The 26,434-nt window shown below is 61.9% G+C and carries 26 protein-coding genes; 13 read left to right on the top strand and 13 right to left on the bottom strand.

Annotated elements, in window-relative coordinates; all coding sequences use genetic code 11:
- Positions 1 to 126: 126 nt before the first annotated feature.
- From ACXJJ8_RS02440 to pdxR, 7 genes are all read right to left on the bottom strand, one after another.
- Positions 127 to 1,734 (bottom strand): carboxyl transferase domain-containing protein, encoded by a 1,608-nt coding sequence (locus tag ACXJJ8_RS02440; RefSeq protein WP_499026687.1) that lies wholly within the window; start codon positions 1,732 to 1,734, stop codon positions 127 to 129.
- Positions 1,735 to 1,845: 111 nt separating this feature from the next.
- A complete protein-coding gene (locus tag ACXJJ8_RS02435; protein ID WP_499026686.1) occupies positions 1,846 to 2,205 on the bottom strand; it encodes a hypothetical protein in 360 nt (119 codons plus the stop codon).
- A 224-nt stretch (positions 2,206 to 2,429) separates the two neighbouring features.
- Positions 2,430 to 2,822, bottom strand: a complete 393-nt coding sequence (locus tag ACXJJ8_RS02430) for a hypothetical protein (RefSeq protein ID WP_499026685.1) — start codon at positions 2,820 to 2,822, stop codon at positions 2,430 to 2,432.
- A 120-nt stretch (positions 2,823 to 2,942) separates the two neighbouring features.
- Positions 2,943 to 4,118, bottom strand: coding sequence for a thiolase family protein (locus ACXJJ8_RS02425; RefSeq protein ID WP_499026682.1), 1,176 nt, complete (start codon positions 4,116 to 4,118; stop codon positions 2,943 to 2,945).
- A 101-nt stretch (positions 4,119 to 4,219) separates the two neighbouring features.
- The gene (locus ACXJJ8_RS02420) at positions 4,220 to 5,377 is read right to left on the bottom strand and encodes an isovaleryl-CoA dehydrogenase (protein WP_499026681.1); all 1,158 of its coding nucleotides are present in this window, start codon (positions 5,375 to 5,377) and stop codon (positions 4,220 to 4,222) included.
- 66 nt (positions 5,378 to 5,443) lie between these two features.
- Positions 5,444 to 6,544 carry a Glu/Leu/Phe/Val dehydrogenase dimerization domain-containing protein gene (locus ACXJJ8_RS02415; RefSeq protein ID WP_499026679.1) on the bottom strand — a complete coding sequence of 367 codons (1,101 nt, stop codon included), beginning with the start codon at positions 6,542 to 6,544 and terminating at the stop codon, positions 5,444 to 5,446.
- A gap of 239 nt (positions 6,545 to 6,783) precedes the next feature.
- The gene (gene pdxR, locus ACXJJ8_RS02410) at positions 6,784 to 8,226 is read right to left on the bottom strand and encodes a MocR-like pyridoxine biosynthesis transcription factor PdxR (protein ID WP_499026678.1); all 1,443 of its coding nucleotides are present in this window, start codon (positions 8,224 to 8,226) and stop codon (positions 6,784 to 6,786) included.
- A gap of 77 nt (positions 8,227 to 8,303) precedes the next feature.
- Here pdxR and ACXJJ8_RS02405 point away from each other — a divergent pair, with 77 nt between their 5' ends.
- From ACXJJ8_RS02405 to ACXJJ8_RS02390, 4 genes are read left to right on the top strand one after another with little or no spacing between them, the layout of a single operon-like run.
- Positions 8,304 to 8,993 carry a glutathione binding-like protein gene (locus ACXJJ8_RS02405; RefSeq protein ID WP_499026676.1) on the top strand — a complete coding sequence of 230 codons (690 nt, stop codon included), beginning with the start codon at positions 8,304 to 8,306 and terminating at the stop codon, positions 8,991 to 8,993.
- A complete protein-coding gene (locus ACXJJ8_RS02400; RefSeq protein ID WP_499026675.1) occupies positions 8,990 to 9,796 on the top strand; it encodes an MBL fold metallo-hydrolase in 807 nt (268 codons plus the stop codon). The genes ACXJJ8_RS02405 and ACXJJ8_RS02400 overlap by 4 nt, the downstream gene beginning before the upstream one ends.
- On the top strand, positions 9,793 to 10,092 hold the full coding sequence (locus ACXJJ8_RS02395; protein ID WP_499026674.1) for a cupin domain-containing protein: 300 nt from the start codon (positions 9,793 to 9,795) through the stop codon (positions 10,090 to 10,092). The genes ACXJJ8_RS02400 and ACXJJ8_RS02395 overlap by 4 nt, the downstream gene beginning before the upstream one ends.
- 24 nt (positions 10,093 to 10,116) lie before the next feature.
- The gene (locus ACXJJ8_RS02390) at positions 10,117 to 10,293 is read left to right on the top strand and encodes a hypothetical protein (RefSeq protein WP_499026673.1); all 177 of its coding nucleotides are present in this window, start codon (positions 10,117 to 10,119) and stop codon (positions 10,291 to 10,293) included.
- Between the two features lie 315 nt (positions 10,294 to 10,608).
- Here ACXJJ8_RS02390 and ACXJJ8_RS02385 read toward each other — a convergent pair whose 3' ends face one another.
- The 3 genes from ACXJJ8_RS02385 to ACXJJ8_RS02375 form a co-directional block, all read right to left on the bottom strand.
- A complete protein-coding gene (locus ACXJJ8_RS02385) occupies positions 10,609 to 11,106 on the bottom strand; it encodes an ester cyclase (RefSeq protein WP_499026672.1) in 498 nt (165 codons plus the stop codon).
- 150 nt (positions 11,107 to 11,256) lie between these two features.
- Positions 11,257 to 11,712: a DoxX family protein gene (locus ACXJJ8_RS02380; protein ID WP_499026669.1), complete on the bottom strand. Its 456-nt coding sequence runs from the start codon at positions 11,710 to 11,712 to the stop codon at positions 11,257 to 11,259.
- Between the two features lie 159 nt (positions 11,713 to 11,871).
- Positions 11,872 to 12,858, bottom strand: coding sequence for a methyltransferase (locus ACXJJ8_RS02375; RefSeq protein WP_499026668.1), 987 nt, complete (start codon positions 12,856 to 12,858; stop codon positions 11,872 to 11,874).
- A gap of 1,245 nt (positions 12,859 to 14,103) precedes the next feature.
- Here ACXJJ8_RS02375 and ACXJJ8_RS02370 point away from each other — a divergent pair.
- The 8 genes from ACXJJ8_RS02370 to ACXJJ8_RS02335 all read left to right on the top strand — a co-directional run bounded on the left by ACXJJ8_RS02370 (position 14,104) and on the right by ACXJJ8_RS02335 (position 22,757).
- Entirely contained in the window at positions 14,104 to 14,619 is a 516-nt protein-coding gene (locus tag ACXJJ8_RS02370) for a hypothetical protein (protein WP_499026667.1), read from the top strand.
- Positions 14,620 to 14,895: 276 nt separating this feature from the next.
- Positions 14,896 to 18,330, top strand: coding sequence for a methylmalonyl-CoA mutase family protein (locus ACXJJ8_RS02365; RefSeq protein ID WP_499026666.1), 3,435 nt, complete (start codon positions 14,896 to 14,898; stop codon positions 18,328 to 18,330).
- A 179-nt stretch (positions 18,331 to 18,509) separates the two neighbouring features.
- Positions 18,510 to 19,604, top strand: coding sequence for an HD domain-containing protein (locus ACXJJ8_RS02360; protein WP_499026664.1), 1,095 nt, complete (start codon positions 18,510 to 18,512; stop codon positions 19,602 to 19,604).
- Positions 19,555 to 20,490 carry a hypothetical protein gene (locus ACXJJ8_RS02355; RefSeq protein WP_499026663.1) on the top strand — a complete coding sequence of 312 codons (936 nt, stop codon included), beginning with the start codon at positions 19,555 to 19,557 and terminating at the stop codon, positions 20,488 to 20,490. Before ACXJJ8_RS02360 ends, ACXJJ8_RS02355 begins: the two co-directional genes overlap by 50 nt.
- 164 nt (positions 20,491 to 20,654) lie before the next feature.
- Positions 20,655 to 21,044: a hypothetical protein gene (locus tag ACXJJ8_RS02350; RefSeq protein WP_499026662.1), complete on the top strand. Its 390-nt coding sequence runs from the start codon at positions 20,655 to 20,657 to the stop codon at positions 21,042 to 21,044.
- Between the two features lie 18 nt (positions 21,045 to 21,062).
- Positions 21,063 to 21,656, top strand: a complete 594-nt coding sequence (locus ACXJJ8_RS02345; RefSeq protein ID WP_499026660.1) for a hypothetical protein — start codon at positions 21,063 to 21,065, stop codon at positions 21,654 to 21,656.
- A 281-nt stretch (positions 21,657 to 21,937) separates the two neighbouring features.
- Positions 21,938 to 22,186 (top strand): XAC0095 family protein, encoded by a 249-nt coding sequence (locus ACXJJ8_RS02340; protein WP_499026659.1) that lies wholly within the window; start codon positions 21,938 to 21,940, stop codon positions 22,184 to 22,186.
- Between the two features lie 52 nt (positions 22,187 to 22,238).
- Complete coding sequence (locus tag ACXJJ8_RS02335; protein ID WP_499026658.1) at positions 22,239 to 22,757, top strand: hypothetical protein; 519 nt, start codon at positions 22,239 to 22,241, stop codon at positions 22,755 to 22,757.
- A 243-nt stretch (positions 22,758 to 23,000) separates the two neighbouring features.
- Here ACXJJ8_RS02335 and ACXJJ8_RS02330 read toward each other — a convergent pair whose 3' ends face one another.
- The 3 genes from ACXJJ8_RS02330 to ACXJJ8_RS02320 form a co-directional block, all read right to left on the bottom strand.
- Positions 23,001 to 23,285 (bottom strand): HNH endonuclease, encoded by a 285-nt coding sequence (locus ACXJJ8_RS02330; RefSeq protein WP_499027187.1) that lies wholly within the window; start codon positions 23,283 to 23,285, stop codon positions 23,001 to 23,003.
- Between the two features lie 298 nt (positions 23,286 to 23,583).
- A complete protein-coding gene (locus tag ACXJJ8_RS02325) occupies positions 23,584 to 24,330 on the bottom strand; it encodes an FRG domain-containing protein (RefSeq protein WP_499026656.1) in 747 nt (248 codons plus the stop codon).
- A 32-nt stretch (positions 24,331 to 24,362) separates the two neighbouring features.
- Positions 24,363 to 25,289, bottom strand: a complete 927-nt coding sequence (locus ACXJJ8_RS02320; RefSeq protein ID WP_499026655.1) for a restriction endonuclease — start codon at positions 25,287 to 25,289, stop codon at positions 24,363 to 24,365.
- A 285-nt stretch (positions 25,290 to 25,574) separates the two neighbouring features.
- Between ACXJJ8_RS02320 and ACXJJ8_RS02315 the strand changes: the two genes are divergently transcribed.
- On the top strand, positions 25,575 to 26,432 hold the full coding sequence (locus tag ACXJJ8_RS02315; protein WP_499026654.1) for a hypothetical protein: 858 nt from the start codon (positions 25,575 to 25,577) through the stop codon (positions 26,430 to 26,432).
- Positions 26,433 to 26,434 lie beyond the last annotated feature (2 nt).

Here is a 26,434-nt window from a genome sequence, read left to right as displayed (position 1 = left end):
TCCTGCTGCATTGAGGGAAACCGAGGCTAGCACCCGTCACGCGGTTTTGACGCTGCCTCGGAGGGCATTTCCTTCAGGCGGCGGACAGCTTGATTTCACGGTTTGGCGTATTCATCGGTGCATGCATCACATTCGGAAAATCCCGAAACGGCCCTTTTCGATCGGTGCGTTGAGCGCTGCAGCGAGCCCCAGCCCAAGCACGCGACGCGTATCGGCCGGATCGATGATGCCGTCGTCCCACAAGCGCGCACTCGCGTAATACGGATTGCCCTGCGACTCGTATTGGTCGCGGATCGGCGCCTTGAACGCTTCTTCCTCGTCGGCAGACCAGGCCTTGCCCGAGGCTTCGATGCCATCGCGCTTCACCGTCGACAGCACGGAGGCCGCCTGCTCGCCGCCCATCACGCTGATGCGCGCGTTCGGCCACATCCACAGGAAGCGACCGCCGTACGCGCGGCCGCACATCGCGTAGTTGCCCGCGCCGAAGCTGCCGCCGATGACGACGGTGAACTTCGGCACGTGCGAGCACGCCACCGCCGTCACCATCTTCGCGCCGTCCTTCGCGATGCCCGCGTTCTCGTACTTGCGGCCCACCATGAAGCCGGTGATGTTCTGCAGGAACACCAGCGGGATGTCGCGCTGGTTGCACAGTTCGATGAAATGCGCGCCCTTGAGCGCGCTTTCCGAAAACAGGATGCCGTTGTTGGCGATGATGCCGACGGGATACCCATGGATGTGCGCGAATCCGCACACCAGCGTCTTGCCGTAGCGTGCCTTGAACTCCTGGAATTCGCTGCCGTCGACGATCCGCGCGATCACCTCGCGGATGTCGAACGGGCGGCGGGTGTCCTTCGGCACGATGCCGTACAGCTCTTCGCTCGCGAACAAAGGCTCACGCGCGGGCTGCGTGGCGACGGGCACCGTCTTGCTTCGATTGAGGTGCGCCACGAGGTTGCGCGCGATCTGCAGCGCATCGCGGTCGTCTTCGGCGAAGTGATCGGCGACGCCGGAAACCGACGTGTGCACGTCGGCGCCGCCGAGCGATTCGGCATCGACGACTTCACCGGTCGCGGCTTTCACCAACGGCGGACCGCCGAGGAAGATCGTGCCTTGCTCGCGCACGATGATCGATTCGTCGCACATCGCCGGCACATACGCGCCGCCCGCCGTGCACGAGCCCATGACGACGGCGATCTGCGGAATGTTTTCCGCGCTCAACCGCGCCTGGTTGTAGAAGATGCGGCCGAAGTGTTCCTTGTCCGGGAAGACTTCATCCTGCAGCGGCAGGAACGCGCCGCCGGAATCGACAAGGTAGACGCACGGCAACTGGTTCTCGCGCGCGACTTCCTGCGCGCGCAAATGCTTCTTCACCGTCATCGGGAAATACGTGCCGCCCTTGACCGTCGCGTCGTTGGCGACGATCACCACTTCCTGGCCGTGCACGCGGCCGATGCCGGCGACGATGCCCGCGGCGGGCGCGGCGCCGTCGTACATGCCTTCGGCGGCGAGCGGTGCGATCTCGAGGAAGGGGGAACCCGGGTCGAGCAGGGCGGTGATGCGGTCGCGCACCAGCAACTTGCCGCGTTCGGTGTGCTTGTCGCGGGCCTTGGGGCCGCCGCCTTCGGCCGCGCGCTGCAGGCGTGCATCGAGCTCATCCACGAGTCCGCGGTGATACGCCGCGTTGTCCTGGAAGTCCTGCGAGCGGGGGTCGAGGCTGGAGGCGAGTGCGGGCATGTTGCGTCGCTTGCGGTCGAATGGTCCGCAGGATAACCGGCGGTGGGTTGCTGAGCCCAAAAAGAAGCCCGCCTTGCGGCGGGCTTCGGGTCTTGCAGGAAAATCGAAGAATTACTTCTTCGGCTCTTCCTTGGCTTCCGTCGCGGCGGCGTCGGCCTTGGCGGCGACGTCCTTGGCGGTGTCGGCGGTCGCGGCGGCGGCGCTGGTGGCAGCAGCAGCGGCGGCGTCGGTGGCCTCGGTCACGGCGGCGCCGGTTTCGGCAGCGGCTTCACCGGTGGCGGCAGCAGCGGCGTCGACGCCTTCGGCGGCGGCGGTGCCGGCAGCGTCGGCAGCCTGGGCGGCCTGGTCGCCAGCGGCGGCGGTGGCGTCGGCGGCCTGGGCGGCTTCGGTCTGGGCGGTCGGGGTTTCGTTCTTGCAGGCGGCGAGAGCGAGGACGCCGGCGGCGAGGAGGACAGCGAGCTTCGTGTTCATGGAATCTCTCCTGAGGAGTTGTCTGAAGGATGCTAACGGGTCAGGCAACGCCAGTGCGCGTGGCAGTCCGGTCGCGTTGCGGCCGGCTTCATTCGTTCACTGACTACGGCTGCGTGTTCGGTTTGACAAGAAAAGGCCGCCGGCAAACCGGCGGCCTTCGCATTGTAACCACAATTCAGCCCCGTGAAGGCGGGCGTGAATGCGGTGTCGACGTGCCTGCCGGATTACTTCTTGGCGGGGGTCGCGCCGTCGTTGTTGGTCTTCGCATCGGCGGCGGCAGCGGCTTCTTCAGCCGAGTCCTGCGCCTGTGCAGCGGCGTCGGCCGAGTTCTCGGCGGCGTCGGCAGCGTCATCAGCGCCCGTAGCGGTCGGGTTGGCCGAAGCAGCGTCGGCCTGGGTGGCAGCGGCGTCGGCAGCGGCAGCGGCCGTGTCGGCGGCGGCCTGGGCGGAGTCGGCGGTGGCCGCATCGCCCGTGGCGGCGGCGTTGTCGGCAGCCTGCTGGGCTTCACCGGAAGCCTTCTGCGCTTCGGCGGCCGAGTCGGCAGCCTGCTGGGAGTTCGTGCAAGCAGTCATGGCAAGACCCAGGGCCATGGCGAGCAGTGCCTTATTGATGGACATGTCGTTCTTCCTCGTCGTTAGGATGGCAACGCGCTTCTGCGCGCCAATATCAATCTCAACCGGCGGTTGTCGCGTGTCAAGTGTCTTGGCCGGAACCTTTCAGCTTCGTCGTTATGCTCTTCACGCAAGTTCGACGGCGATTGCGGTCGCTTCGCCACCACCGATGCACAGTGCAGCCACGCCACGCTTGCCTCCGCGCGCTTTCAACGCATGCAACAAGGTGACGATCAAACGCGCGCCACTGGCACCGATCGGATGACCGAGCGCAACCGCGCCGCCGTTGACGTTCAACTTTTCGTGCGGGATGCCGAGCTCGCGCATCGGCGCCATCGCCACGCACGCGAACGCTTCGTTGACTTCGAACAGATCCACCTCCTCGGCCTTCCAGCCGGCCTTCGCAAGTACATTCGCGATCGCAGTCACCGGCGCGGTGGTGAACCATTCCGGCGCCTGCGAGTGCGTAGCGTGCGCGACGATCCGTGCGAGCGGCGTGAGGCCCCGTTTAACGGCTTCTTCAGATGACATCAGCACCGTTGCGGCGGCGCCATCGTTGATGGACGAGGAGCTTGCGGCCGTGATCGTGCCGTCTTTCTTGAACGCAGGTTTAAGCGTGGGGATTTTCGCGACGTCGATGCGGCCCGGGCCTTCGTCCGTATCGATGCTGACATCGCCCTTGCGGCCGGCGACGACGACGGGAACGATTTCGTTCTTGAACGCGCCCGACTGCACCGCGCCCTGCGCACGACGCACGCTCTCGGCGGCGTAGGCATCCTGTTCTTCGCGCGTGAACCCGTACTTGTCGACGCAGGTTTCGCCGAACACGCCCATCGCCAACCCGTCGTAGGGATTGACCAGGCCGTCGGTCTGCATATGGTCGAGCATCTGCATCGCACCGAACTTCGTGCCGACGCGCGAACCATTGAGCAGATGCGGCGCGTTGGTCATCGACTCCATGCCGCCGGCGACGACGACCGTGGCGGAACCGGCCTTGATCAGGTCGTGCGCGAGCATCACGGCCTTCATGCCCGAGCCGCAGACCTTGTTGATGGTCATGGCGCCGGCGGAGGTCGGGATCTTCGCGCCGATGGCCGCCTGGCGCGCGGGCGCCTGGCCGAGGCCGGCGGGGAGCACGCAGCCCATGATGACGTCGTCGACCTGGTCGGGCGCCACGCCCGCATGGTCGAGCGCGCCGGTGATGGCGGCGGTGCCCAGGGTCGTGGTCGGAACGCCGGTGAACTGGCCCAGCAGGGAACCGATGGCGGTGCGCTTGGCACCGACGATGACGATGTCGGACATGGAAAGGACTCTCGGGAGGTCAGTCGGGCCGGCAAAGATGGTGCCGGGTCGCCCCCGATTCTAGGTCCGTTTGTTGCAGTGCCGCAAACCTCACGGCCGGGTCAGGACTTCCCGTCGAACAACTCCCGTCCGATCAACATCCTGCGGATCTCGTTGGTCCCCGCGCCGATGGCGTAAAGCTTCGCATCGCGCAGGATCCGACCCGTCGCGTACTCGTTGATGTAGCCGTTGCCGCCGAGGGCCTGGATGGCCTCCAGGGCGACCTGCACCGCGGCCTCGGTCGCATGCAGCAGGCACGCGGCCGAATCGATGCGCGACTTGTGCCCCGCGTCGAAATCCCGACCCACCTGGTAAGCGAACGCGCGCGAAGACTGCAGCGCCGTATACATGTCCGCGATCTTCGCCTGCATGATCCCGAAGGTGCCGATGGCTTCGCCGAACTGCTTGCGCTCGCGCACGTAGGGCAGGGCGATGTCCATCGCGGCCTGCATCAAACCGATCGGGCCGCCGGTGAGCACCAGGCGCTCGGTGTTCAACCCCGACATCAACACCTTGACGCCCTTGTTCACTTCACCGAGGACGTTCTCCTTCGGGATCTCGCAATTCTGGAACACCAGCTCGCACGTGTTCGAACCACGCATGCCCAGCTTGTCGAGCTTCTGCGCGGTGGTGAACCCCTTCATGCCCTTCTCGACGAGGAAGGCCGTCATGCACGCGCTGCCGCTGTCCTTGCCGGCGGTGCGCATGTAAACGATCAGCACGTCGGCTTCGGGGCCGTTGGTGATCCACATCTTGTTGCCGTTGGCGACCCAGACATCGCCGCGCAACTCGGCCTTGCACTGCATCGAACCGACGACGTCGGAACCGGCGCCCGGCTCGCTCATCGCAAGCGCGCCCTTCCACTCGCCGCTGCACAGCTTCGGTAAATATTTCTCGCGCTGCGCCTGCGTGCCGTTGGCGTAGAGGTTGCTCACGCACAGGTTCGAATGCGCGCCGTACGACAGGCCGATCGAACCCGACGCCCGCGAGATCTCTTCCATCGCGACCAGGTGCGCGAGATACCCCATGTCGCTGCCGCCGAGTTCGCCCGGCACCGTGAGGCCCAGCAAGCCCATCTGCCCGAGCTTTGGCCACAGGTCCTGCGGGAAGACATTCTCCTCGTCGATCTTCGCCGCGCGCGGCGCGATTTCGGCGTCCGCGAAACGGCGGACCGTCTCGCGCAGTGCATCGATGTCTTCACCCAGCGGAAAAGCGCGCATCACGACTCCGGCATTCTTGTTTCGGAAAAGCAGAACGGGGCCGAAGCCCCGTCCTGAATCTACAACTTAGTGACCGCGGATTCGACCCTGGAAGCGCGGCTGCGCCCGGCCCAGCGGCAGCTTCAGCTTGCCGATCGCGCTGATGCGCTCTTCGGCGAGGCGGTCGGCGGCCTTGTAGGTCGGGATGCCGTCGCGGTCGCTGATCTCGTAGATGCGCGCGAGGTTGTGATAGATCGTGCGCATCATGCGCATCGCGCGTTCGCGGTTGTAACCGTCGATCTCGAGCGAGACGTTCATCACGCCGCCCGCGTTCACCGCGTAGTCCGGCGCGTAGACGATGCCGCGCTTCTCGACTTCATCGCCGATCTGCGTGTTCGCCAGCTGGTTGTTGGCCGCACCGCAGATGACCTTGGCCTTCAGGCGGGGCAGCGTCTGCTCGTTGACCGTCGCACCCAGCGCGCACGGCGAGTAGACATCGGCCGGCACGTCGTAGATCTCGTCCAGGCCCACGGCTTCGGCGCCGTATTCGCTGACGGCCTTGTCGACCAGTGCCTTGTTGATGTCGGTGACGAAGATCTTCGCGCCGCGCTCCTTGAGCAGCTTCACGAATTCCATGCCCACGTGGCCGAGGCCCTGCACGGCGTAGGAATACTTGCCGACTTCCTCGTCGCCGTACTTCTTGTTGAGCGTGGCCATCAGGCCCTGCAGCGTGCCGTAGGCGGTGAACGGCGAGGGGTCGCCCGAACCACCGTGCACCTGGTGCACGCCGGTGACGTACTCGGTCTCGCGGTACACGTATTCCATGTCGTTGACGTCGATGCCGACGTCCTCGGCCGTGATGTAACGGCCGCCGAGGGATTCGACGAACTGGCCGAACGCGCGGAACAGCGCTTCGGACTTGTCCTTCGCGGGGTCGCCGATGATGACGGCCTTGCCGCCGCCGATGTTCAGGCCCGCCACCGCGTTCTTGTACGTCATGCCGCGCGACAGGCGCAGCACGTCGTTGAGCGCCTCGGCCTCGGTCTTGTACGGCCACATGCGCGTGCCGCCCAGCGCGGGGCCGAGCACGGTGTTGTGGATCGCGATGATGGCCTTCAGGCCCGCATCCTTGTTGTGGCAGAACACGACCTGTTCGTGGCCGTAGGTATCGAGCGTTTCGAAAATCATCGGTTGCTCCGGTCGAGCGCGCCTTCGATGCGCGTGATGCGCATCACAGGGGCGACGACAAGTCGAGGTAAGTCGTTGAGAATGTTGGCCACTGCGGTCGGGGGGCGCATCGAGGCGCCCTCCGCAGGCGGCGCAGTCTACTCCAAACCCCCGGCGGGGTCGTGTGCGGCGCCGTAACAATCGGCCTTCACGCCGTGAAGCCCGCCCGGTGCTTGTCCCCTCTACCGGGGGGAGCGGACTCAGCGTTCGAGCGCTGCTTTCAAGGCGGCCAATCGACTCGTGATCTCGTCAGCGTCGATCACCCCATATCCGAACACCACCGCCGGCGCGGCCAGGGGCGCCATCGCGTACTCGGCGATCGACTGCGCCCCGGGCGTGTGCTCCCGCATCAACTGGAAGAACCGCTGCGCGCCCTCCGGATCCCGCAAGCGCGCCGCCGAATGCATGCCGGCCTCCGACGGAATCGGATCCAGCCACTTGTCCAGCGACTTCAACCCCGCGAACAACGCCTCGCGCCGCTCCGCATAAATCCCGCGCATCTTCCGCACATGCCGCGCCATGTGCCCGTCGCGGATGAACTGGGCCAGCACCGTTTGCGTGATCGCATCGCTGTGTGAATCCACGCAGTTCTTCACCTGCGCCAACGGCCCCCGCGCCCACGGCGGTGCGACGATGAAGCCCTTGCGCAAGGCCGGGAACAAACTCTTCGAAAACGTGCCGACGTAAAACACGATCCCGTCTCGATCCAAGGTCTGCAACGCATCCAGCGGCCGACCACCGAACCGGAACTCCCCGTCGTAGTCGTCTTCGATGATCACCGCATTGCGCGACCGCGCGTAATCGAGCAACGCCATCCGCCGACGCAGCGACAACGCCGCACCCGTCGGCGATTGATGCGACGGTGTCACCATCACGATGTCGACATCGTTGTCGCCCAGGCACTCGACGCACAGCCCTTCATCGTCGACGCGCATCGGCACCAACGCCGCGCCGACCGCCGCGAACGCCGCGCGCAACGACGGATAGCCCGGATTCTCCACGGCCACCCGCGTCTTCCCCGGCGTGACCAACAAGCGCGCCAAGAGATCGAACGCCTGCTGCGCGCCCGACGTCACGATCACATCGTCCGCCGTGCACGCCACCGCACGTGCGAACGCCACGTGCTGCGCGATCGCCGTACGCAACGGCGGCAAGCCTTCCGACGGCGCATACCGAAACGGTTGCTTCGAAAACGCCTGCAACGCCTGCGCCGTCAACCGACGCCACAATGCATGCGGGAAATGCCGGTGATCCCCGACGCCCAATCGAAAACTGCACTCGGGCAGCGCGCGCACCGGCTCCGCCGGCAGGAACGGCATCCGCCAGAACGGCGCGAGCCGCGCATCCTCCACCGGCAACGGCGCATCGGGCTTGCGCATCGCCCGCCCGCGCACATCGGCGACGATCGCCTTCGCGCCGGGCCGCGGCATGACGTAGCCCTCGGCCACCAGCAAGTCATACGCACCGACGACCGTGTTGCGTGCGACACCCAGTTCGACCGCCAGGGTCCGCGACGAGGGCAGGGCGGCCCCGGCAGCCAGGCGCCCGTCGAGGATCGCCGCGCGCAACTGCTGATGCAGCGAACCGGCCAGATGACCCGCTGACCCCGTCAAATCGGGGGCGAAGGGCAGAACTGGTTCCATGAACTCTCTCCGAACTGGCCCGGATGCTGGGCCAGATTAGCGCGACCCTAGGCCCACGGACACCATCGGAGGAACCGATGCTCGACCTCTACTACGCCAAGTCGCCCAACGGCATGAAGTTGAAGCTTTTCATGGAAGAACTCGCCGACATCGGCGGCCCGCAGCCTGCGCACCGCTGGCACCTCGTGCGCCTGTCGCGCGGTGAACAGCGCAAGCCGCCGTTCCTCGCCATCTCGCCGAACGGCAAGATCCCCGCGATCGTCGACCACGCGCCCGCCGACGGCGGCGCACCGTTGCCGTTCTTCGAATCGGCGGTGATCCTGGAATACCTCGCCGACAAGACCGGTCATTTGCTTTCGCGCGACCCGCGCACGCGCATCGAAACGATGCAGTGGGTGGTCTGGCAAGTCGCGGGCCTGGGCCCGATGGCCGGCCAGTCCGGCTGGTTCCGCCAACACGCGCAGCAACGCGACGTGTATGCGATGGAACGCTATACCAAGGAAACCCACCGCCTCTACGGCGTGCTCGACCAACGCCTCGAAGACCACGCCTACATCGCTGGCAATGCGCACTCCATCGCCGACATCGCCTGCTACCCGTGGATCGTTTCGCACTCCGGCCACGGCCAGAACCTCGACGACTTCCCGAACCTCAAGCGCTGGTTCGCAGACGTCGGCGCACGCCCTGCAACGCAACGCGCATTCGCCGACTACGAAGACGTCTACGCCCACCCGAAGTTCACGCTGGACGACGAGGCCCTCGCATGAGCACCGCCTGGATCTGCAACACGTGCGCGACGCAGTACGCACCAAGCGACACGCCGCCCACGCATTGCCCGGTGTGCGAAGACGACCGCCAGTACGTCGATTGGCAAGGCCAGCAGTGGACGACGCTCGAAACCCTGCAACGCGAACACACCCTGCGCATCGCCGACGACGACGGCCTGCTCGGCATCGACATGCCGGGCTACGCCATCCCGCAGCGCCTCCTGCACCTGCGTACCGACGGCGGCAACATCCTGTGGGAATCCCTCGGCCTGGTGACCGATGAAGCCGTGAACACACTGCAAGCCGCCGGCGGCGTCGACTGCATCGTCATCTCGCACCCGCACTTCTATGCGTCGATGGTCGAATGGAGCGAAGCGCTCGGCGGCGTTGGAATCCTGCTGCATGCAACCGACCGCGAGTGGGTGCGCCGTCCATCGAATGCGATCCAATTCTGGAAAGGCGACACGCTCGCGCTGTCGAACGACATCACCCTGATTAACGTTGCCGGCCACTTCCCGGGCAGTACTGCGCTGCACTGGAAAACCGGTCCCCGGGGCAACGGTGTCCTGCTCCCGGGCGATGCACCGCACGTCGGCCAGGACCGCAAACAAGTCAGCTTCATGCACAGCGTGCCGAACTTCACCCCGATGAAGCCGAGCGCCGTGCGCCGCATGCGCGCGTTGCTCGCGCCGTACGACTACGAAGACGTGTACGGGTTCTCCCGCGGCCGCAACATCCTCGGCAACGGGCGCGCGGCGGTGGAGGCCTCGTTCGACCGCTTCCTGCAACTGGTGGCGGCATGAATGCCTTCATGCACGATGCGTTGCGCGGCGCGATTCCTTCGCGCGCTGTAGCGACGGCGGATCTCCCGTGGGTGCCTGCGTCGGAGCCCGGCAAATGGGCGAAGCCGCTGCGCTTCCTCGGCGACCGCGGGTTCGTCGAACTGCTGCGCATGTCGCCCGGCACCGTGATGCCATTGCATCGCCACACCGGCGAAGTGCATGTGCATCAACTCACCGGCCAGCGGCAACTGTGCACCGGCGAGATCTTCGGCCCTGGTGATTACGTGCACGAACCAGCGGGCCACGTGGATTGGTGAAAGATCGTCGGCGACGAAGATTGCGTGGTCTTCGTCGTGGTGATGGGCGAAGTGGAGTTCATCGGCCCGGGTGGTGAAGTGCGTGCGGTGGCGAATGCTTGTACGCAGCGCGCCGACTACATTCGTTACTGCGAAGCCGAAGGGATTCGTCCACGCGACCTGGACGCGATTGGTGGGGCTGCGGTAGTAGAGCCCGCCTGAAACCGATTAGCGCGTCGCCCGGAACGTGGGTAGTTCCAAATTTTTTTGGGAAAAAAATTTGAAACTACCCACGCTGGGGCATCACCTTGCGGGTCGCTTCGATCAAGGGGCTTTCGCTGGGGCAGTCATTGGGGGCTGCAAAGCAAGCTTTGCAGGTAGCCGATCGTTGCCGGGAAGCGAATTGGTAGCTCCCTTCCGCCGGGAGAGGGTCGGCGAAGTGGGTGTCCGCTATCGGAGAGAAGCGGACGTTCAAATCACGAACGTAAGACAGGCCAATCCTGTCCTGGGACCACCCCTTTCAACCCTATCAAGCGGTCAGGGTTTTGGTGCGCTGAGGACCCGCATCAGCGGTTCAGTGTTGGTGACCTCCCAGTCGGCGACCAGCTTCCCGTCGCGGACTTCGTGGGTGATCGAGATTGGCAGGGTCACCACTCGGCCCGTTACCGGTTCACCGGACAGCGAACCGCGGTGCGTTCCCGTGCCAATCATGGTCAACGACACAAACGTCCCGTCTGCAACGATACGAACAGGCGTGCTCTTCCAGTCCGGGAACGCTATGCGGGCTGCGGCATTACCCCGCTTGAAAGCGTCCCACGAGAGCGGCCTGAAACCGTCGGCGGATACGACATAGTGTTTGTATCCGGCGGCAAGCATGGTTTCGGCTTGCGCATAATCGCCACGCGCGACCGCATCATGGAACGCGAGGACGAGTTGTCGATTGGCGGCCGCCTGATCCGCCGTGGCTGCTGGCGCATGCGTCGCACAAGAGGACAGGAGGAAGGCCACTGCGGCGAATGCGAACCTGAGCGTCATGGCCATCTGCCTTATAGGGTGAGGGCCACTTTGCCATATCTCGCGTTGCACAAAAAACGGAGTTCGGTCGGAAGCGGTCATTGGCGGGTGCAAGGCCCCCGCAGGCGCTTGCGTCCGCTATCGGCCAAAAGCGGACTCCGAATGCGGCGGTTACGCCGAGTCGCGAAGCGGCTGCGGCTGCTGCTTGAAGGAATTGTCAGGCCGCTCGCGGCGTGGCCAGTAGTCCAAGGCGACGGCTGCAAAGCACGCGATGAGTAAGGCGCTGAACTCCCAACCGCCTTCACCGGGACCGATGATGAAGAATCCGAGTTGCCAGTGAATCAGCGCAATACCCGTCGCAAAAATGACGACGAGCAAGGCACATAGGGTGCGCACGAGAATGCCCAAGACGATCAGCAAGACGCCACCGGTCTCAGCCAGGTTGACGAGCTGCGCCTGGGCGTACGGGAATGGGAATCCAAAATGCGCGAGCGCCTCGCCGAGCGGACCGACCTCGCCGTACAAGTAGCGGTGCACTCCATGGGTAAAGATGATCGCGCAGGCGGTGAGCTTGACGAGATCAACGGCGACGTGGCCACTACGAATGATCTGGATGTGCGGCTTCATGACTCCCCCTAGTCTCAAAGTGCGGCCTTGTTCGATTTGGGTCGAAAGCGGACGCTCCGGTTCGATGTCCGCTATCGGCCAGAAGCGACATTCGCTAACGCCTGAATTGAGCCGCCCCGCGAAGCGGCTTCGGCTTCAATCCGTTCGCTGCCACCATTGTTAGGCGGCCTCCAGGATCGAGATGCCTGCGCCGGTGTCAATCTCACGATTGAAAGAGAAGCCTGCCGCATCAAAGAGCGCCTCGTATTCCCGGCGGGTGCGTTGCTTTCCGCCGATTAGGGCGAGCATATGGATGTCCAGCATCTTCGACCAGGCCGGGCCGGGGTCGTCAGGGACCATTTCTTCAATCAGCAGGAGCTTGGCGTGCGACGGCGCCGCCCGCCGGATCGCTTTCAGGATGGAGACGGACTCGACGTCGCTCCAGTCGTGGATGACTTCCATCACCAGATAAGCGTCGCAGACCGGCAGTTGGTCCTTGAAAAAATCTCCGGCCTGCCGTGTAAGCCGCGATGACACCGCGCCAACCTTGTCCTCCACTACATGCGGGAAATCGAACAGCACACCCGTTGCGCTCGGCACACGCTCGAGCAAGGCGCTCAACAGGTGGCCGCGCCCACCGCCGATGTCGCCGATCACCTTGAACTCCGAGAAGTCGTATGCGCCAAGAATGCCGGCGATCTGGGCGTGTGCTTTAGTCACCATTGTTGCGTTGAATATGGTGTTCGCATCCGGGTGCTGTGCCAAGTAAGCCCAGAGTCCGCCAGGGGTGACCTTCTCCCCGACCTGCAGGCCGGTGCATACGGACTGCTCCATCTCCCCGAACGTCGCCCAGAAGGGTGGCAAGCCGAACATCCGCACGTAATCGCGCATGGACTGTGGATGATCGGTGCGCAACATCCGAGACGCCGGCGAATGGCGGAACTTGCTATCGAAAGATTCGAACACGCCGTGCGCGGAAAGAAGCCGCAGGACGCGGCCCAATGCCTCCGGGTGGGCGCCGACCGACACTGCCAGCTCGGCGGCTGTTCGAGGGGTCTCGTCGAGCTTGTCGGCGACGGCGAGATTCGCGACGACATGCAGGCTCCGCGACAGACAGTACCCGCCCGCGATCTGTCGCAGCGTTTCGAACGGATTGGCTTCGATCATCGGAACTTCTCCTGATCTAGATGCCGTAGACGTTGAATTGCTGGCAACGTCGTCCGCGCTTCCGGGAGGCCAGCCGCGCGCCTTCCGGACCGCGTCGGCGCGAACGGCAGGCGGAATGTCCGCTTTGGGTCGGAAGCGGTCGCTCAGGCGCGATGTCCTCTATCGGCCAGAAGCGGACGTTCCTACTACCTGCCGGCACCTCTAGCAACTTCTCGAAAGTTCACAAGCGCCAGCCACAGAAACCCAGCTCCACCAACCAGCCAAAACAGGACGCATGCGAGGAACGCCTTTGGAGAGGTGGCGCGAAGGACCTCGATGGATTGCCCCTTGCTAGGAAACTCCACGGAGCCGTCGAGAACTCCCGTGATGCAAAAGTAAAAGCAGGTGCCCGCTAGGAACAGGATCATCGCTGCCATGAGGATTTGAAAGGACGGTCTCATTTCCCTGGTCCTGCCGGAACGAAGAGAGAACACAGCGTAACGAATGTCCGCTTTGGGTCGAAAGCGGTCACCCAGTGGCAGCTTCGGGCACAAGCGCGCACTTGCATCCCACTGTGCCCCTCTACCATTGCCGGATGCCGGACCAACTTCTGAAAATTGTCTTCTACGGTCTTTGCATCGCGCAGGGGCTGGTGGGATGGCTCGCTTTCGGTGTGTCAGCCGACGGTCGGTTCGATAGGCTCGTGCAAGGCGGTTACACGCTTCCAACAGTCGCGTCGGTTCGCCGTCTGCTGATGTCCGTCATGGCGTGGTCCTTGATGTTCGCGTGCGTCCTGGCTTGGATCGCGCCAATGTGGACGGTCGCGTTGACCTGGACTGCGTTCTCTTTTGCGGCCGCCAATCTCTTCGTCCCCGCAGTCATGCAAAACGGCTTGAAAGGCTCCCTATGGCTGGGGCGCAATGCGTGGGCTTCGTTGGGCGTACGGGCGGCGGCTGCGGCTTACCTAACGTGGCAGGCGCCGCGAATGCTTTAACGATGGCCGCCGGCGCGGATCCATTCAAATGTCCGCTTTGGATCGAAAGCGCACGCCGCGCGCTGTCCCGAGATCGATCGGCTCCCTGCAAAGCTTGCTTTGCAGCCCCCAATGACTGCCCCAGCGAAAGCCCCCTGATCGAAGCGACCCGCAAGGTGATGCCCCCACGTTCGGGCGGCGCACCAATAGGGCGCGAGCGGGCTTCACTACCCGCCGCCCGACGCCACCCCAATGCGATACGCTCCCCCCACGCACCCAAGGGGAAGGGACCAATGCGCACCATCGCACTCGCCATGTCGCTGACGATGCTCACCGCCTGCGCGTCGCAACCCGACGCACCCGCGCCCGGCACCGGCAACGCAACCGCCGTCCACGACGACCGCCTCGACATCGCCGAACAAATCTTCCGCTCCCTCCTGGGCAAGAACGAATCCACCGACCCTGCGAACCAGAAACCCGCCGTCCTCTGCTTCGACCGCGAACGCAACCCGGACGACGCCTTCATGGCCCGCTTCCACGACTTCGCCCCGCGCGTGCACCGCTGCTCGGAAGGCAAGGTTGGAACGCTCAATGGCGGGCGCGGCATGTCGGAATTCCAGCTGCGCAAGACCAACACCCCCGCACTGCGATTCAACGTCGGCGACATCAAACTCGTGTCGTCCACGCACGCCACGGCGAAAGCGGGCTACTTCGAAGCCGGCCTGAGCGCCGGCGGCTGGACCTTCGAGCTCGACAAAACCGCCTCGGGCTGGGTGGTCACGAAGCGCGAAATGAACTGGATTTCGTAGAAAGTGATCGGCTTCCTGCAAAGCTCGCTTTGCAGCCCCCAACGACTGCCCGGGCGGCAGACCCGATCGAAGCGACCCGCAAGGTGATGCCCCAGCGTGGGGAGTTTCAAATTTTTTTCCCAAAAAAATTTGGAACTTCCCACGTTCGGGCGGCGCGCCAACAGGTTCCGAGCGGGCCCTCCCGAGGACCAACCGGGCTCTCCCGGGGGGAAGAGGGCCTTTAACGCCCCCAGCGCTACAATCCGGAATCAGCCGAATCCGTATTGAGCGCCGCCCATGAGCACCCCTGCGACCGAAGTCGTCACGTCCCCCCAGACCGAGACCAGCCCCCTCCGCTTCGTTACCGCAGCCAGCCTCTTCGACGGCCACGACGCCGCGATCAACATCATGCGCCGCCTCATCCAGGGCCAGGGCGCCGAAGTGATCCACCTGGGCCACAACCGCTCCGTCGAAGACGTCGTCCGCGCCGCCCTCCAGGAAGACGCCGACGCCATCGCCCTGAGCTCCTACCAGGGCGGCCACGTCGAATACTTCAAATACATGGTGGACATGCTCCGCGAACGCGGCGCCTCCCACATCCGCGTCTTCGGCGGCGGTGGCGGCACCATCACCCCCGAAGAAATCCGCGAACTCCAGGACTACGGCGTCGAACGCATCTACCACCCCAACGACGGCATGCACATGGGCCTGGTGGCGATGATCGAAGACGTCGTCCGCCGCGCCGAAGCCGCACGCCAACCGGTGGAGACCCCGCACCAGGTCGACCTCTCCAACGAAATCGCCATCGGCGCGATGCTCAGCGCCATCGAAGAAAGTGCCCTGGAGGAAACCGAGCTGGCCCACCTGCGCAAACAATGGCAACTGGCCGGCGGCAAGACCCCCGTCATCGGCATCACCGGCACCGGCGGCGCGGGCAAATCCTCGGTGACCGACGAACTCCTCAACCGCTTCCTCGCCTCGTTCCCCGAGATGCGCATCGCGGTGATCTCCGTCGACCCCACGCGCCGCCGCACCGGTGGCGCGCTGCTCGGCGACCGCATCCGCATGAACTCGCTGCGCAGCAAGCGCGTCTTCATGCGCTCGATGGCCACCCGCCGCCAGCACATGGCGACGAACATCGTGCTGAAGGACTGCATCGCGTTCCTCAAGTCCCTCGGCTACGACATGGTGATCGTCGAAACCGCGGGCATCGGCCAGAGCGATTCGGAAATCGTCGACCTCGTCGACTTCCCGATGTACGTCATGACCAGCGACTTCGGCGCGCCGAGCCAGCTGGAAAAGATCGACATGCTCGACTACGCCGAACTCGTCGTGCTCAATAAGTTCGACAAGCGCGGCGCCGAAGACGCCCTGCGCGACGTGCGCAAACAGTGGAAGCGCAACCGCGTCGCCTTCCAGACCAAGGACGAAGACGTCCCCGTCTACCCGACCATCGCCAGCCAGTTCAACGACCCCGGCATCAGCTGGATGTTCGCGAACTTGATGCGCCTGCTCCGCGAGAAGCTGCAGCTGCCGGAAGACAAGTGGACCCCGACCGTCGACACGACGATCAAGGAACCGCGCGCCACCGTCCTGATCCCCGGGGCACGGGTACGCTACCTCGCCGAAATCGCCGAACAGGGCAGGGGCATCAACGCCCGCATCGAATCGCAGAGTGAGATCGCCGACCGCGCGCAGGCCTATTGGCAATCGCTGCACGCGCTGGAAGACAACGCACTGCCGAAGGCGCTCGACCTCTACGCCACCGACGCCGTCATGGACGGCGACAAGACACTCGCGACGCTCCGCCAGCGCTACCAGGACGCCATCCATTCCCTCAGCAGCGATGCGATCAAGCTCCTGCGCGAATGGCCCGCACGCCTGAAGTCGATCACCGACGAATTCAACGAATACAAAGTCCGCGACAAGGTGATCCGCGTCGACAACTACCGCGAATCCCTCTCGCACCAGAAGATCCCCAAGATCGCCGCGCCCACCTACAAGAGCTGGGGCGAGCTGCTGACCTTCCTGCAGAAAGAAAACCTGCCGGGCGACTACCCCTACACCGGCGGCGTGTACCCCTACCGCCGCACCGGCGAAGACCCCATCCGCATGTTCGCCGGCGAAGGCACGCCCGAACGCACCAATCGCCGGTTCCATTATTTGAGCGTCGGCCAGCCCGCCGCGCGCCTGTCCACCGCGTTCGACTCGGTCACCCTGTACGGCGAAGACCCTGCCGTGCGCCCGGACATCTACGGCAAGATCGGCAACTCCGGCGTCAACATCGCCACGCTCGACGACATGAAGAAGCTGTACTCCGGCTTCGACCTCTGCGCGCCGACCACCAGCGTTTCGATGACGATCAACGGCCCCGCGCCGATCATCCTCGCGATGTTCATGAACACCGCGATCGACCAGCAAGTGGAAAAACACCTGCGCGCCGAACAATCCCGCTGGGACGAAGCGCACGACAAGATCGAAAAACTGTTCGAAGGGCGCAAGCGCCCCGAATACAGCGGCATGCTCCCCGAGACGAACGACGGCCTGGGCCTCGGCCTGCTGGGCGTCACCGGCGACCAGGTCGTCGATGCGGAAACCTACGCACGCATCAAGGAACACACCCTCAAGACCGTGCGCGGCACCGTGCAGGCCGACATCCTGAAAGAAGACCAGGCGCAGAACACCTGCATCTTCAGCACCGAGTTCGCCCTGCGCATGATGGGCGACATCCAGCAGTACTTCGTCGACAAGCTGGTGCGCAACTTCTACTCGGTGTCGATCTCGGGTTACCACATCGCCGAAGCCGGCGCGAACCCGATCTCGCAACTCGCCTTCACCCTGAGCAACGGCTTCACGATCGTCGAGTACTACCTGGCGCGCGGCATGAAGATCGACGACTTCGCGCCCAACCTGTCGTTCTTCTTCAGCAACGGCATGGACCCCGAATACACCGTGATCGGCCGCGTCGCCCGCCGCATCTGGGCCCGCGCGATGCGCGAACGCTACGGGGCCGGCCCCCGCAGCCAGATGATGAAGTACCACATCCAAACGAGCGGACGCTCACTACACGCCCAGGAAATCCAGTTCAACGACATCCGCACCACGCTGCAGGCGCTGTACGCATTGTTCGACAACTGCAACAGCCTGCACACCAACGCCTACGACGAAGCGATCACCACGCCGACCGAAGAAAGCGTGCGCCGCGCCGTGGCGATCCAGATGATCATCAACAAGGAACTGGGCCTCAACTTCAACGAGAACCCCTGGCAGGGGAGCTTCATCGTCGACAAGCTGACCGACATCGTGGAAGAAGCGGTTTACAAGGAATTCGAAGCGATCAGTGAACGCGGTGGCGTGTTGGGCGCGATGGATACGATGTACCAGCGCGGGAAGATCCAGGAAGAGTCGTTGTACTACGAGCACAAGAAGCACGATGGGTCGTTGCCGTTGATTGGCGTGAATACATTCCTGCCGAAGGATCATGGCGGGGACATCGTTACGGAGATCGAGTTGATTCGGTCGACCGAGGGGGAGAAGGGGCAGCAGATTGAGAATGTTGCGAATTACCAGGCGTTGCGGAATGGCGACAAGGGCCTCTCGTTCTTGCAGAAGACTGCACGCGACCGTCAGAACGTCTTTGCCTCGCTGATGGAAGCGGTGAAGACGCATAGCTTGGGGCAGATCAGTCACGCCCTTTACGATGTGGGCGGCGAATACCGGCGGAACATGTGACCCGTTTTGTGCGCTGCACGAGTGACAATTGGTCACCAGCGTCCGTCAGGGCTTGCTATCTCTTTGATTTCTTGATGGATTACTAATGATTGGAGCTTGGCCCCCGCGTCACCTGTGGAACGTTATTCTTACAAATATGGTTCACCGAACTGACAAGCTAAAAACAAGGCACTCGAATCTTGATTAAGCGAGAGCTAAAGAACCTGTCGCTAGCGAGAGACGACTCCCATCGCTACGTTTATAGCGCGCAGGAGATTGAGGAAACTTTTGATTCACCCCTTCTGCATGACGTAATTGGCTCTCCAGCATTTAATAGGTTGAAGTCAATTAATTTTCTTGGAGCAATTGACTATCTCCTTCCAGAGAAGGGCAAGCGCCCTTCAAAGCGTCACTCTAGATATCAGCATAGTTTGGCGGTAGCGGGCCTCGCTAAGCTTTACTGTGAATTGATGGACTACGAAGGAAGCGACTTCAATTACTTTGTCGTTTCTGCGCTCTTGCATGACATCGGGCACGCTCCCCTTTCGCACAGTTTAGAACCTGTGTTTCGGTCCCGATTTGAAATCGATCACCATGTCTCCGGCGAGAAAATAATTCGAGGAGATGTGGAGATTGGGAGAAAACTCGCACGAACGCTCGTACATCATGACATCAACAATTTTCGCGTTATGTCAATCATTGCGGGCGTCGATGAGCCGAAATTTAACGATCTGTTTTCTAGATCAATCAACGTAGATACGATCGAGGCAATTCTTCGCTCGAACTCCTACATCTACGAAAACGATTTGCAGCTCACCGCTCCACGGGTGATTCAAGCGCTTGTGGAGGGAGGCAGTTGGGGCGAAGAAGTGCTTGATGCGTTCTGGGAGCGGAAAGAAGACGTATATGGAACTCTTATTCAAAGCCGTATGGGGTTTATGGCGGACTATGTCTGCAAGCGCTACATGGAGGTTCACGCAAGCAACTTCCGAGAGAGTTACTACTACGGCACTGAGGCTGAGCTGAAAGCCGACCACGGAGAGCTGTTTGGAATACTTGAGCGGCTAGGTGAGCATCAAGTTATTCCTGATTATCTCGTGCCAGACGGTCAAGAGATTGCGTGCACGAGGCGTACTTTTTACATCGATCCGAAGGTCAAGCTCACAGATGGCCAGAGCATTAACCTCAGATATCGTCAAAAGAAGCGTCCAATGAAGTTCGAATTCAGAAAGGTAGGGGGCTGGAATGAATTTGGAGAAATTGGGGAACATCAGGGAAGCCTTGGCCTACTCTGACGAGAGACTCACCGAAATCCGCGCAGCGGTTTCCGGAGTGCTTGGCAACAGGAATGACGTCTGCGTTGTCACTGTGGGGTCCCTCGCCAGGCGCGAGGCAAGCGCTCAGTCGGACTTGGACTATTTTGTAATTGCCAACAATGGGTCGGATGCCAAGGCGCTAGTCGATGAGGCGTTGCGACGGTTGGACGTTAAACCACCCTCTGCGGGCGGGCCGTTCGGGAAAACAATTGAGCCAGACGAGTTGACGGGGACAATTGGCGGCCTCGATGACGATAACGACCGATTGACGAGGAGAATGTTGTTTCTTCTTGAGTCGGATTGGCTATACAACGACGATCTTTACTTGAAGCATTTCGCTGATTTGATCGACCGTTATGTCAAAGACACGATCACCGAAAGTCAGCTTGCTAGGTTCCTTTTAAACGACTTGATTAGGTATTACCGCACGATCGCTGTCGATTTCGAGCACAAGACGACTGATGGAGGAAAGACTTGGGGCGACCGGAACATCAAATTGATGTTCTCCAGGAAAATGATCTACTTCAGCGGAATTCTTGCTATCGCGGAGACAGCTCAACGGACGCCTGCTTCCAAGCGTGAGGTGCTGCAAAAGTACCTGCGGATGACGCCGCTACAGCGTGCTAGCGAAATTTGCGGCCTCGGAGCCGATAGCATTCTTGCGCGATACGACGCATTTCTCGGCAAGATGAAAGACCCGGACGTCCGCGGATTGCTGCAACGTACGAAAGACCTGGCATCGGGTCATTCGCCGGAGTTCCGCGATTTTAAGAACGACGGGCACCACTTCTCTTGGGAGCTCTATCGCGTCCTTTCGACGATTTACGATGTTGCGCATCCAATTCATCAAGCGATTGCCTTTTGATGTCACGGCGTCCAGGAATAGCGCTCGATTTTGATGGAGTAATTGCCGACACGGGGCGACAAAAGGTCGATTGGTTAAGAGCCAACATTTCTAGAGACTTGTGTCCCGGCTCGACTGATCGAAGCACCTTAGTTCCGATGATTGGTGAGACGGCATACGACCAAATGCAGGCTTCGGTCGGCTTCGAATCGACTCTCTCGGCGCTTCCTGTAGAGGATGCCGTTCAAGGCGTTATGCGGCTTGCGGGTCGATATGAAGTCCACATTCTGAGCTTTCGGATCGAGGAAAAGCGTTTGTGGATGGTGCGGTGGCTTGAGATTCATGGGCTGTTTGATGCCGTCAAGAGTGTTCATTGCGGGACTGCGGCCGCAAAGGTGAAGCAGGCTGCCGCAATTGGATGCCAGATTCTCGTGGATGACGATGTGCGACATTTTGAGATGGCGGAGGGGTATGGGATTACGCCCATCCTATTTGCTGCCTCGCACACGCTTGAGGGGCAACATCGCCATGTTGCAGGCTGGCGACAGCTCCTTAAATTGCTTGAGTTGGATTGACGAGCGAGGCCTGACCTCATGGATTTTGCGAGCGCCCTAAAGCCCGATATATATCGGGTTGTTGCAGTAAATCTCGTGCCCGGGTTCGTTGGGACGGCGCCTTGGATTGCAGGTGTCTTTTGGACGCGTCTCCAAGACTCTGCTACCTGGCAACAGGATGGGCTCCTCATTCCTATTGGGATCACACTGGCTGCCACCGTCATGGCAGCCGGACTCCTATTTGAAGACATAGGTTCCCGCATCGAGGTCCATTGGGCTGATCGATGGCTATTAAAAAATTATCCTCGGTTGGCTCGCGGATGGCGCACCTATCTTTCGACGAAGCGTGACAACGAGTTAATCGCCCAAGGCTACCTGCGGGCAATTCTATTGCGATTCAAATTTGAGCTGTCGATGATTCCGGCACTGCTTTGTAGCGCGTCTGGCTTGATCGCTGCGCATAGCTGTGGCGATGGACTAGGCCGAGGTCAAACACAGATTTTGTCGATGACGCTATTACTCTTGATGGCCTTGCTGCTGCAGGAGGTTCGAAGTGGAGCCGGTGTTTTGGCAAAGACACGTCATGTGATCATTCGTGCGGCGCGAATGGACACGCAATCTGCTGTGCGCTAAGACTATTCTCATGATTGCAGGCGACGTAAGCCGCGCGTCTAGCGACAAATGCTGTTGGATTCCGGTGCGACGTGGGGCGAGACTCGGTGTTGGGAGTTTAGAAGCTCCGTGCACAGTTATCGTTGTCGCGTTTCTGCTCTGATGCGGTTCGCCGCGTCGGGAGGGTGGCCAATAAAACACCCATTTGGGGAATACGCCCACCGTCTGTGCACGGCTTCTAACCTCCCGACACCCTTGCCAAGCGCAACGCCTGGCAAGCGTCCCCCCACATGGAGGTCATCATGCGCACCAAGTCCCCGCGCGCCCGCGCCAAGCCCGCGATTCCCAACGTCATCATTCCCCCCGCAGCGCACCTGTGCCTGATCCAGATGCGCGACCACCTGCGCCTGCTGGCGTCCCTCACCGACCACGGCACCGTCGCCAACGATCTCGCCCACAGCGTGCGCCCCGACGCGATGGCGTGGTGCTTCTCGTCCCTGGCGCGCGATCTCGACGCGATCATCGTTGCGTCGAGACCGCAACTGAACTGAAGCGACGACCGCTCGTCGGCATTGCCCCGTGGTGCGGATGCACCAAGTGTCAATGGTCGCCGCGCGCAGCGCATGCGATGACTTCCGCACACAAACAACGCGGAGTCGTCGCATGTCGCAAAACCTCGTTTCGATCACCGTCACCCCCGAGCAGGCGGCCACCGTCATGCAGGCGCTCGCGCAGATCGAGGCGGTGCTGAAGGACTGCATCACGCTCGAACCTGCGCAGCGCAAACGAATGACCTTCGCGGGCCCGAAGACCGTGGACTTCATGCGCACCACCATTCGTGCCGCGTCCAACAACCCGGACGTCATCCCGCCCAACCTCGACATCGCCGCGGCCCAGGCGGACGTGGCCGCACTGGACGCGTTGCTGCCGATCCTGGAGCGGGTGGGGCAGTTGCGGCAGCGGCTCGACGACACCATTGCCGCGCTCGGTAGCGATTCGTATGCGACGGCGCGTACGGCCTACGCCCAGCTCAAGTTGTCCGGGCTTGCGGCGGGCCTGGAGGAGCTGGTCAAGGGCCTGGGTGGCACGTTCGCGAGCAGGGGCCGGAAGAAGAAAAAGTGAGCCGGCATGCTCGCGGAGGATGTCGACATACGTCGCGAGGATGTCGAGATCGGAAATTTCCCAATTGAGATCCTTTCAACGGATGTCGGAGGGGGAAATTTCCATCTCGGCTTCCTCCAAACGCATGTCAGTTGGGAAAATTCTGATCATGAGATGCGTTTGGAGGATATCAACGGACAAAGTCTGTCCGTCGAGATGCTTGTTCCTCATGTAGGAAGACGAATTTGCGTTGCCGCAATTCCTTCAGATCGCAGCAGATGGAGGAATCACATCGAGATATCCCTCAAGGGATTCAGGCCACCAGCGCCCCTTTGCCATCCGGCGGAGCACAAATGACCTGTAGGTCTCGGGAGGAGACGGGTTCTTGCGCTTGTGTCGACGCGCATTGCACAGCCTGCAGGCGGCCGCGATGTTCTTGCGCGTGTCCCGCCCTCTGTCTTTTCGCGCCACCAGATGCTCGGCGGTGCACTGGAACGGGCGGGCCGTGCGTGGGCGCAGCCCCAGCTCGGAAGGAGAACGCAGCCACATCCGCACGGTGCAGTAATAGCAACGTCCGGACTGGGTGCGAAATGCGATTGCTCTAAGGTGTTGGCGCTTTTGCATAGGAAGGTCCTCTGGCTTGGGGTACCCCGTCGCCTTTCAAAAGGACAATCGGGCACCTGGAGCCAAGGGCTATGCAGGCCTAAAACCGGGACTGAGAAGCCACCGGCAAGCTGTTATAGCGCCGACGAAGCACGAGTGCAACGGTGCGCTTGCAACTATGGCTGTTCGCCGAAATTGGGTTTCGGCGTTTCCGGGCGCGCGCTTCCACCGCGAGATCACGCCTTTACTTGTCCAGGAAGATTGATCCGAGCCCAACCTTGTTCTTGAACTGCCACGCAAGTTGCAGACCGAGACCCTGTGAATCGGGATAGACATGGAAGTGATCGATGCCATATTTGAACAGTCTGCGTCGATAGTCTTTAACCACGGCCGCCTTGATGCGAAAGCTCTTGAGTCCTTTTGGATTGAATAGCTTTGTCGGCTCAGGATGAATTGTGAAGATTCCGCGTTGCGCTCGAATGCGGTCAAAAGCGAGGGGCGCTGTGAACCTTCCTTCCGACTTGTTTGTGAAAGGGCTCATGTTGCGGTGATCCACCTCGTGGACGTACCGAGAATATTGGACTGCGTAGAGAATGCGATCCGACTCGGTATCCGACTCAAGTGCGAAATACAACGCGACCAGTGGACTAACCGACCAGTCAAGCAGGCGGGTTGGAACTCCGATGTGCTGTGCGTATGCGAGCCAGTCCCAATCGTCGAAGCGGTGGTTGTTGATCAGCGAGATTGCCCTGTTCTTGAACTCATCAAGAAGACGCTGTTCTTGCGCCAGCTTGTAAGGGCCATAAACGGCTTCGCGGCCAATGCTCGGAATCAAGTAATGCTCGGGGGATGAGACGCCTCGAAATATCCAGCCTGTGTCTCGCATCGCCTCTAGCTTGCCATGGAGATCCGTCCAGCTCTTGATCTCGATGTGCGAGGCGTCAATCTGAGCCTTAATTGCTGCCTTGCTGGAAGATTTTTTTGCGGTCACCACAAAACTCCTTTTTTGCTGCAGCGGTTGTATTACTGTCCCCGCACTTGACCAGGTCGACCTTCGTACAACTCCGGTGTGTTGGCTTCGAGGACCTTGATCGATTCCTCTGTCCTACGTTGCTGTTCGCGAATTTCCTCGGGTGTCGGATCGTGCCGCGTGTAGGCGGGCGGGGCAGCTTCGGCGTTCTCGATCACGAACGCGTGCGCCTGCGCCGGTTGTGGCTGGGCGATGGGGCGCTGCGGTTGAACGGGGGCGGCCGCGGTCGGTGGGCGGGGCATCCAGTTCTGCGGCAGAAACGCGTGCTGCATCCAAAACATGAAGGCCAGCACGATGAGGATGGGCACGAGCAGGGCGAAGGCTGCTTTGAAGATCAAGACCTTCGCCGTTACGCCGGCCGTCCTGTACATCGCCGAGCTCCGCCTCCCACCGCGAATCCGATCTTCCGCCGCCCTGAGCAACCGCTCGCCGACATAGGCGGCAGCGCCCTTTGCGTTGGCCCGGAGATTCGACGGGTTCGAGCCAGCGACCCGAGAGCTCGGTGATTCCGGCGGCTCAGGCAACGGCCCCAACATCGCGCGCAAATCGTCACCGTCGACCAACTGCACGTGGCCTTGCTTCGTCGCCGCTTCGATCGCCGCGCGCGTGAACTCGCCGCTCGTGACGAGAATCGCGCCGGTCGCGCCTTCATTGACCATCACACCGATCAACTGATGCACGTCGTTATGCGGCACCTTCATCGCGTTCCAGTGCTTGCACTGGACGATGATGTACTCCTCGTTGCGACGCAGCTTGAGGTCTATGCCGCCGTCATAACGAGTCGCACCGCTGCCAGTACCGCAGTGGTCGACTTCGTAGCCGGCGTAGCCGTAATGCTTGGCGAGCAAGCGCTCGACTTCCGCCCAGTCTGTACGGGCGAGCGCATCGTCGCGCCTTTGGGAAACACGTTTGAGAGACATCCTGCCCCCTGCAGGATCGAACGACGTCGATCCTACCAAGACGCCGCGACATGGGTCGCGGGTTCGCCTTCAATGTCCGCAAGTGGTATCGGCTAGAGCCTTCGTGTGCACCGCCGGTCACCAACGGGCGCACTCCAACTCTTGTTCTGCGAAGAGAGCCATGTTCAGCGAGCGGGCGGGTTCCGATAAACGGTTGTCCGACCGCGCAAATTCCGCTCGTTTCGCTGATTGGGGCACATGCAGGCGGGCTGAAGCAAGGCTTGTTGAAGCCGATCGAGTGAGCGAATGGAAACTGCTGACAGGCGTACCGTTTTGCTTGGCCTTCTGGGCGGATTTGCAATGGCGGCAACGCATTGCGCCCATTGTCAGGACTTCTTCCCCCAGTCCAGTAGGAAGCCAAAATCAACAACGTCGCCAAGCGCAGCAACGGGTGACGATGACATCTTCCCCCAGTCGACCAGGCGGAGTGGCGGCTCCCGTTCTGCTTTGGAGAGTTCAATCGCCTGTGCGGACTTCTCATCTTTCGACAACGCGGGCGGTATGCCCGCTGCCATGTCCAGGCAATCAGGCATTCCTTGGCTGGACCAGGTGCTGTCGCAAGAGCTCTACGTGATGATGCATGTCTACAACCTGATGCCCGGATTCCTGTTCTTCAATGAGCCTGGCGGAAGTAACGCCATGGCAACACCGCAGCAGTTGGGCGGACCGCCTTTTAGGAATGGGACTGTCTTGGTTGGACGCAATTTGACGGCCGAGTTGCTGAGCAAGTACAGCGGGCGTTCCCCGATCTCGTCAGGCGATCACGCGCTCGGTGCCGTCGTCGCGCACGAGTGGGCGCACATCGCGCAGTTCAATAGCGGCGTGAATTTCGGGGGTGGTAAGAGCCCAGAACTGCATGCCGACTTCGTATCGGGCTGGTATCAGGCCGGACGCGTGATATCGGGTCGAGGGCTGATCAACCTCAACTTCGCGGAAGCCGCCGAAGAACTGTTCAACAGGGGTGATTTCGCGTTCAACTCCCCTGACCATCATGGTGTTCCGCAAGAGCGAGTGGCGGCTTATGCGGCCGGTATGCAAACGGCTCAACAGGGGATTCTCAGTTTCGGGGCCGCATTCAACGCGGGAATCAACTATGTCAGCTGAGG

This window comes from Lysobacter sp. P5_C4 (assembly GCF_054049695.1).
This window is presented reverse-complemented; position numbering and strand designations above follow the sequence as displayed.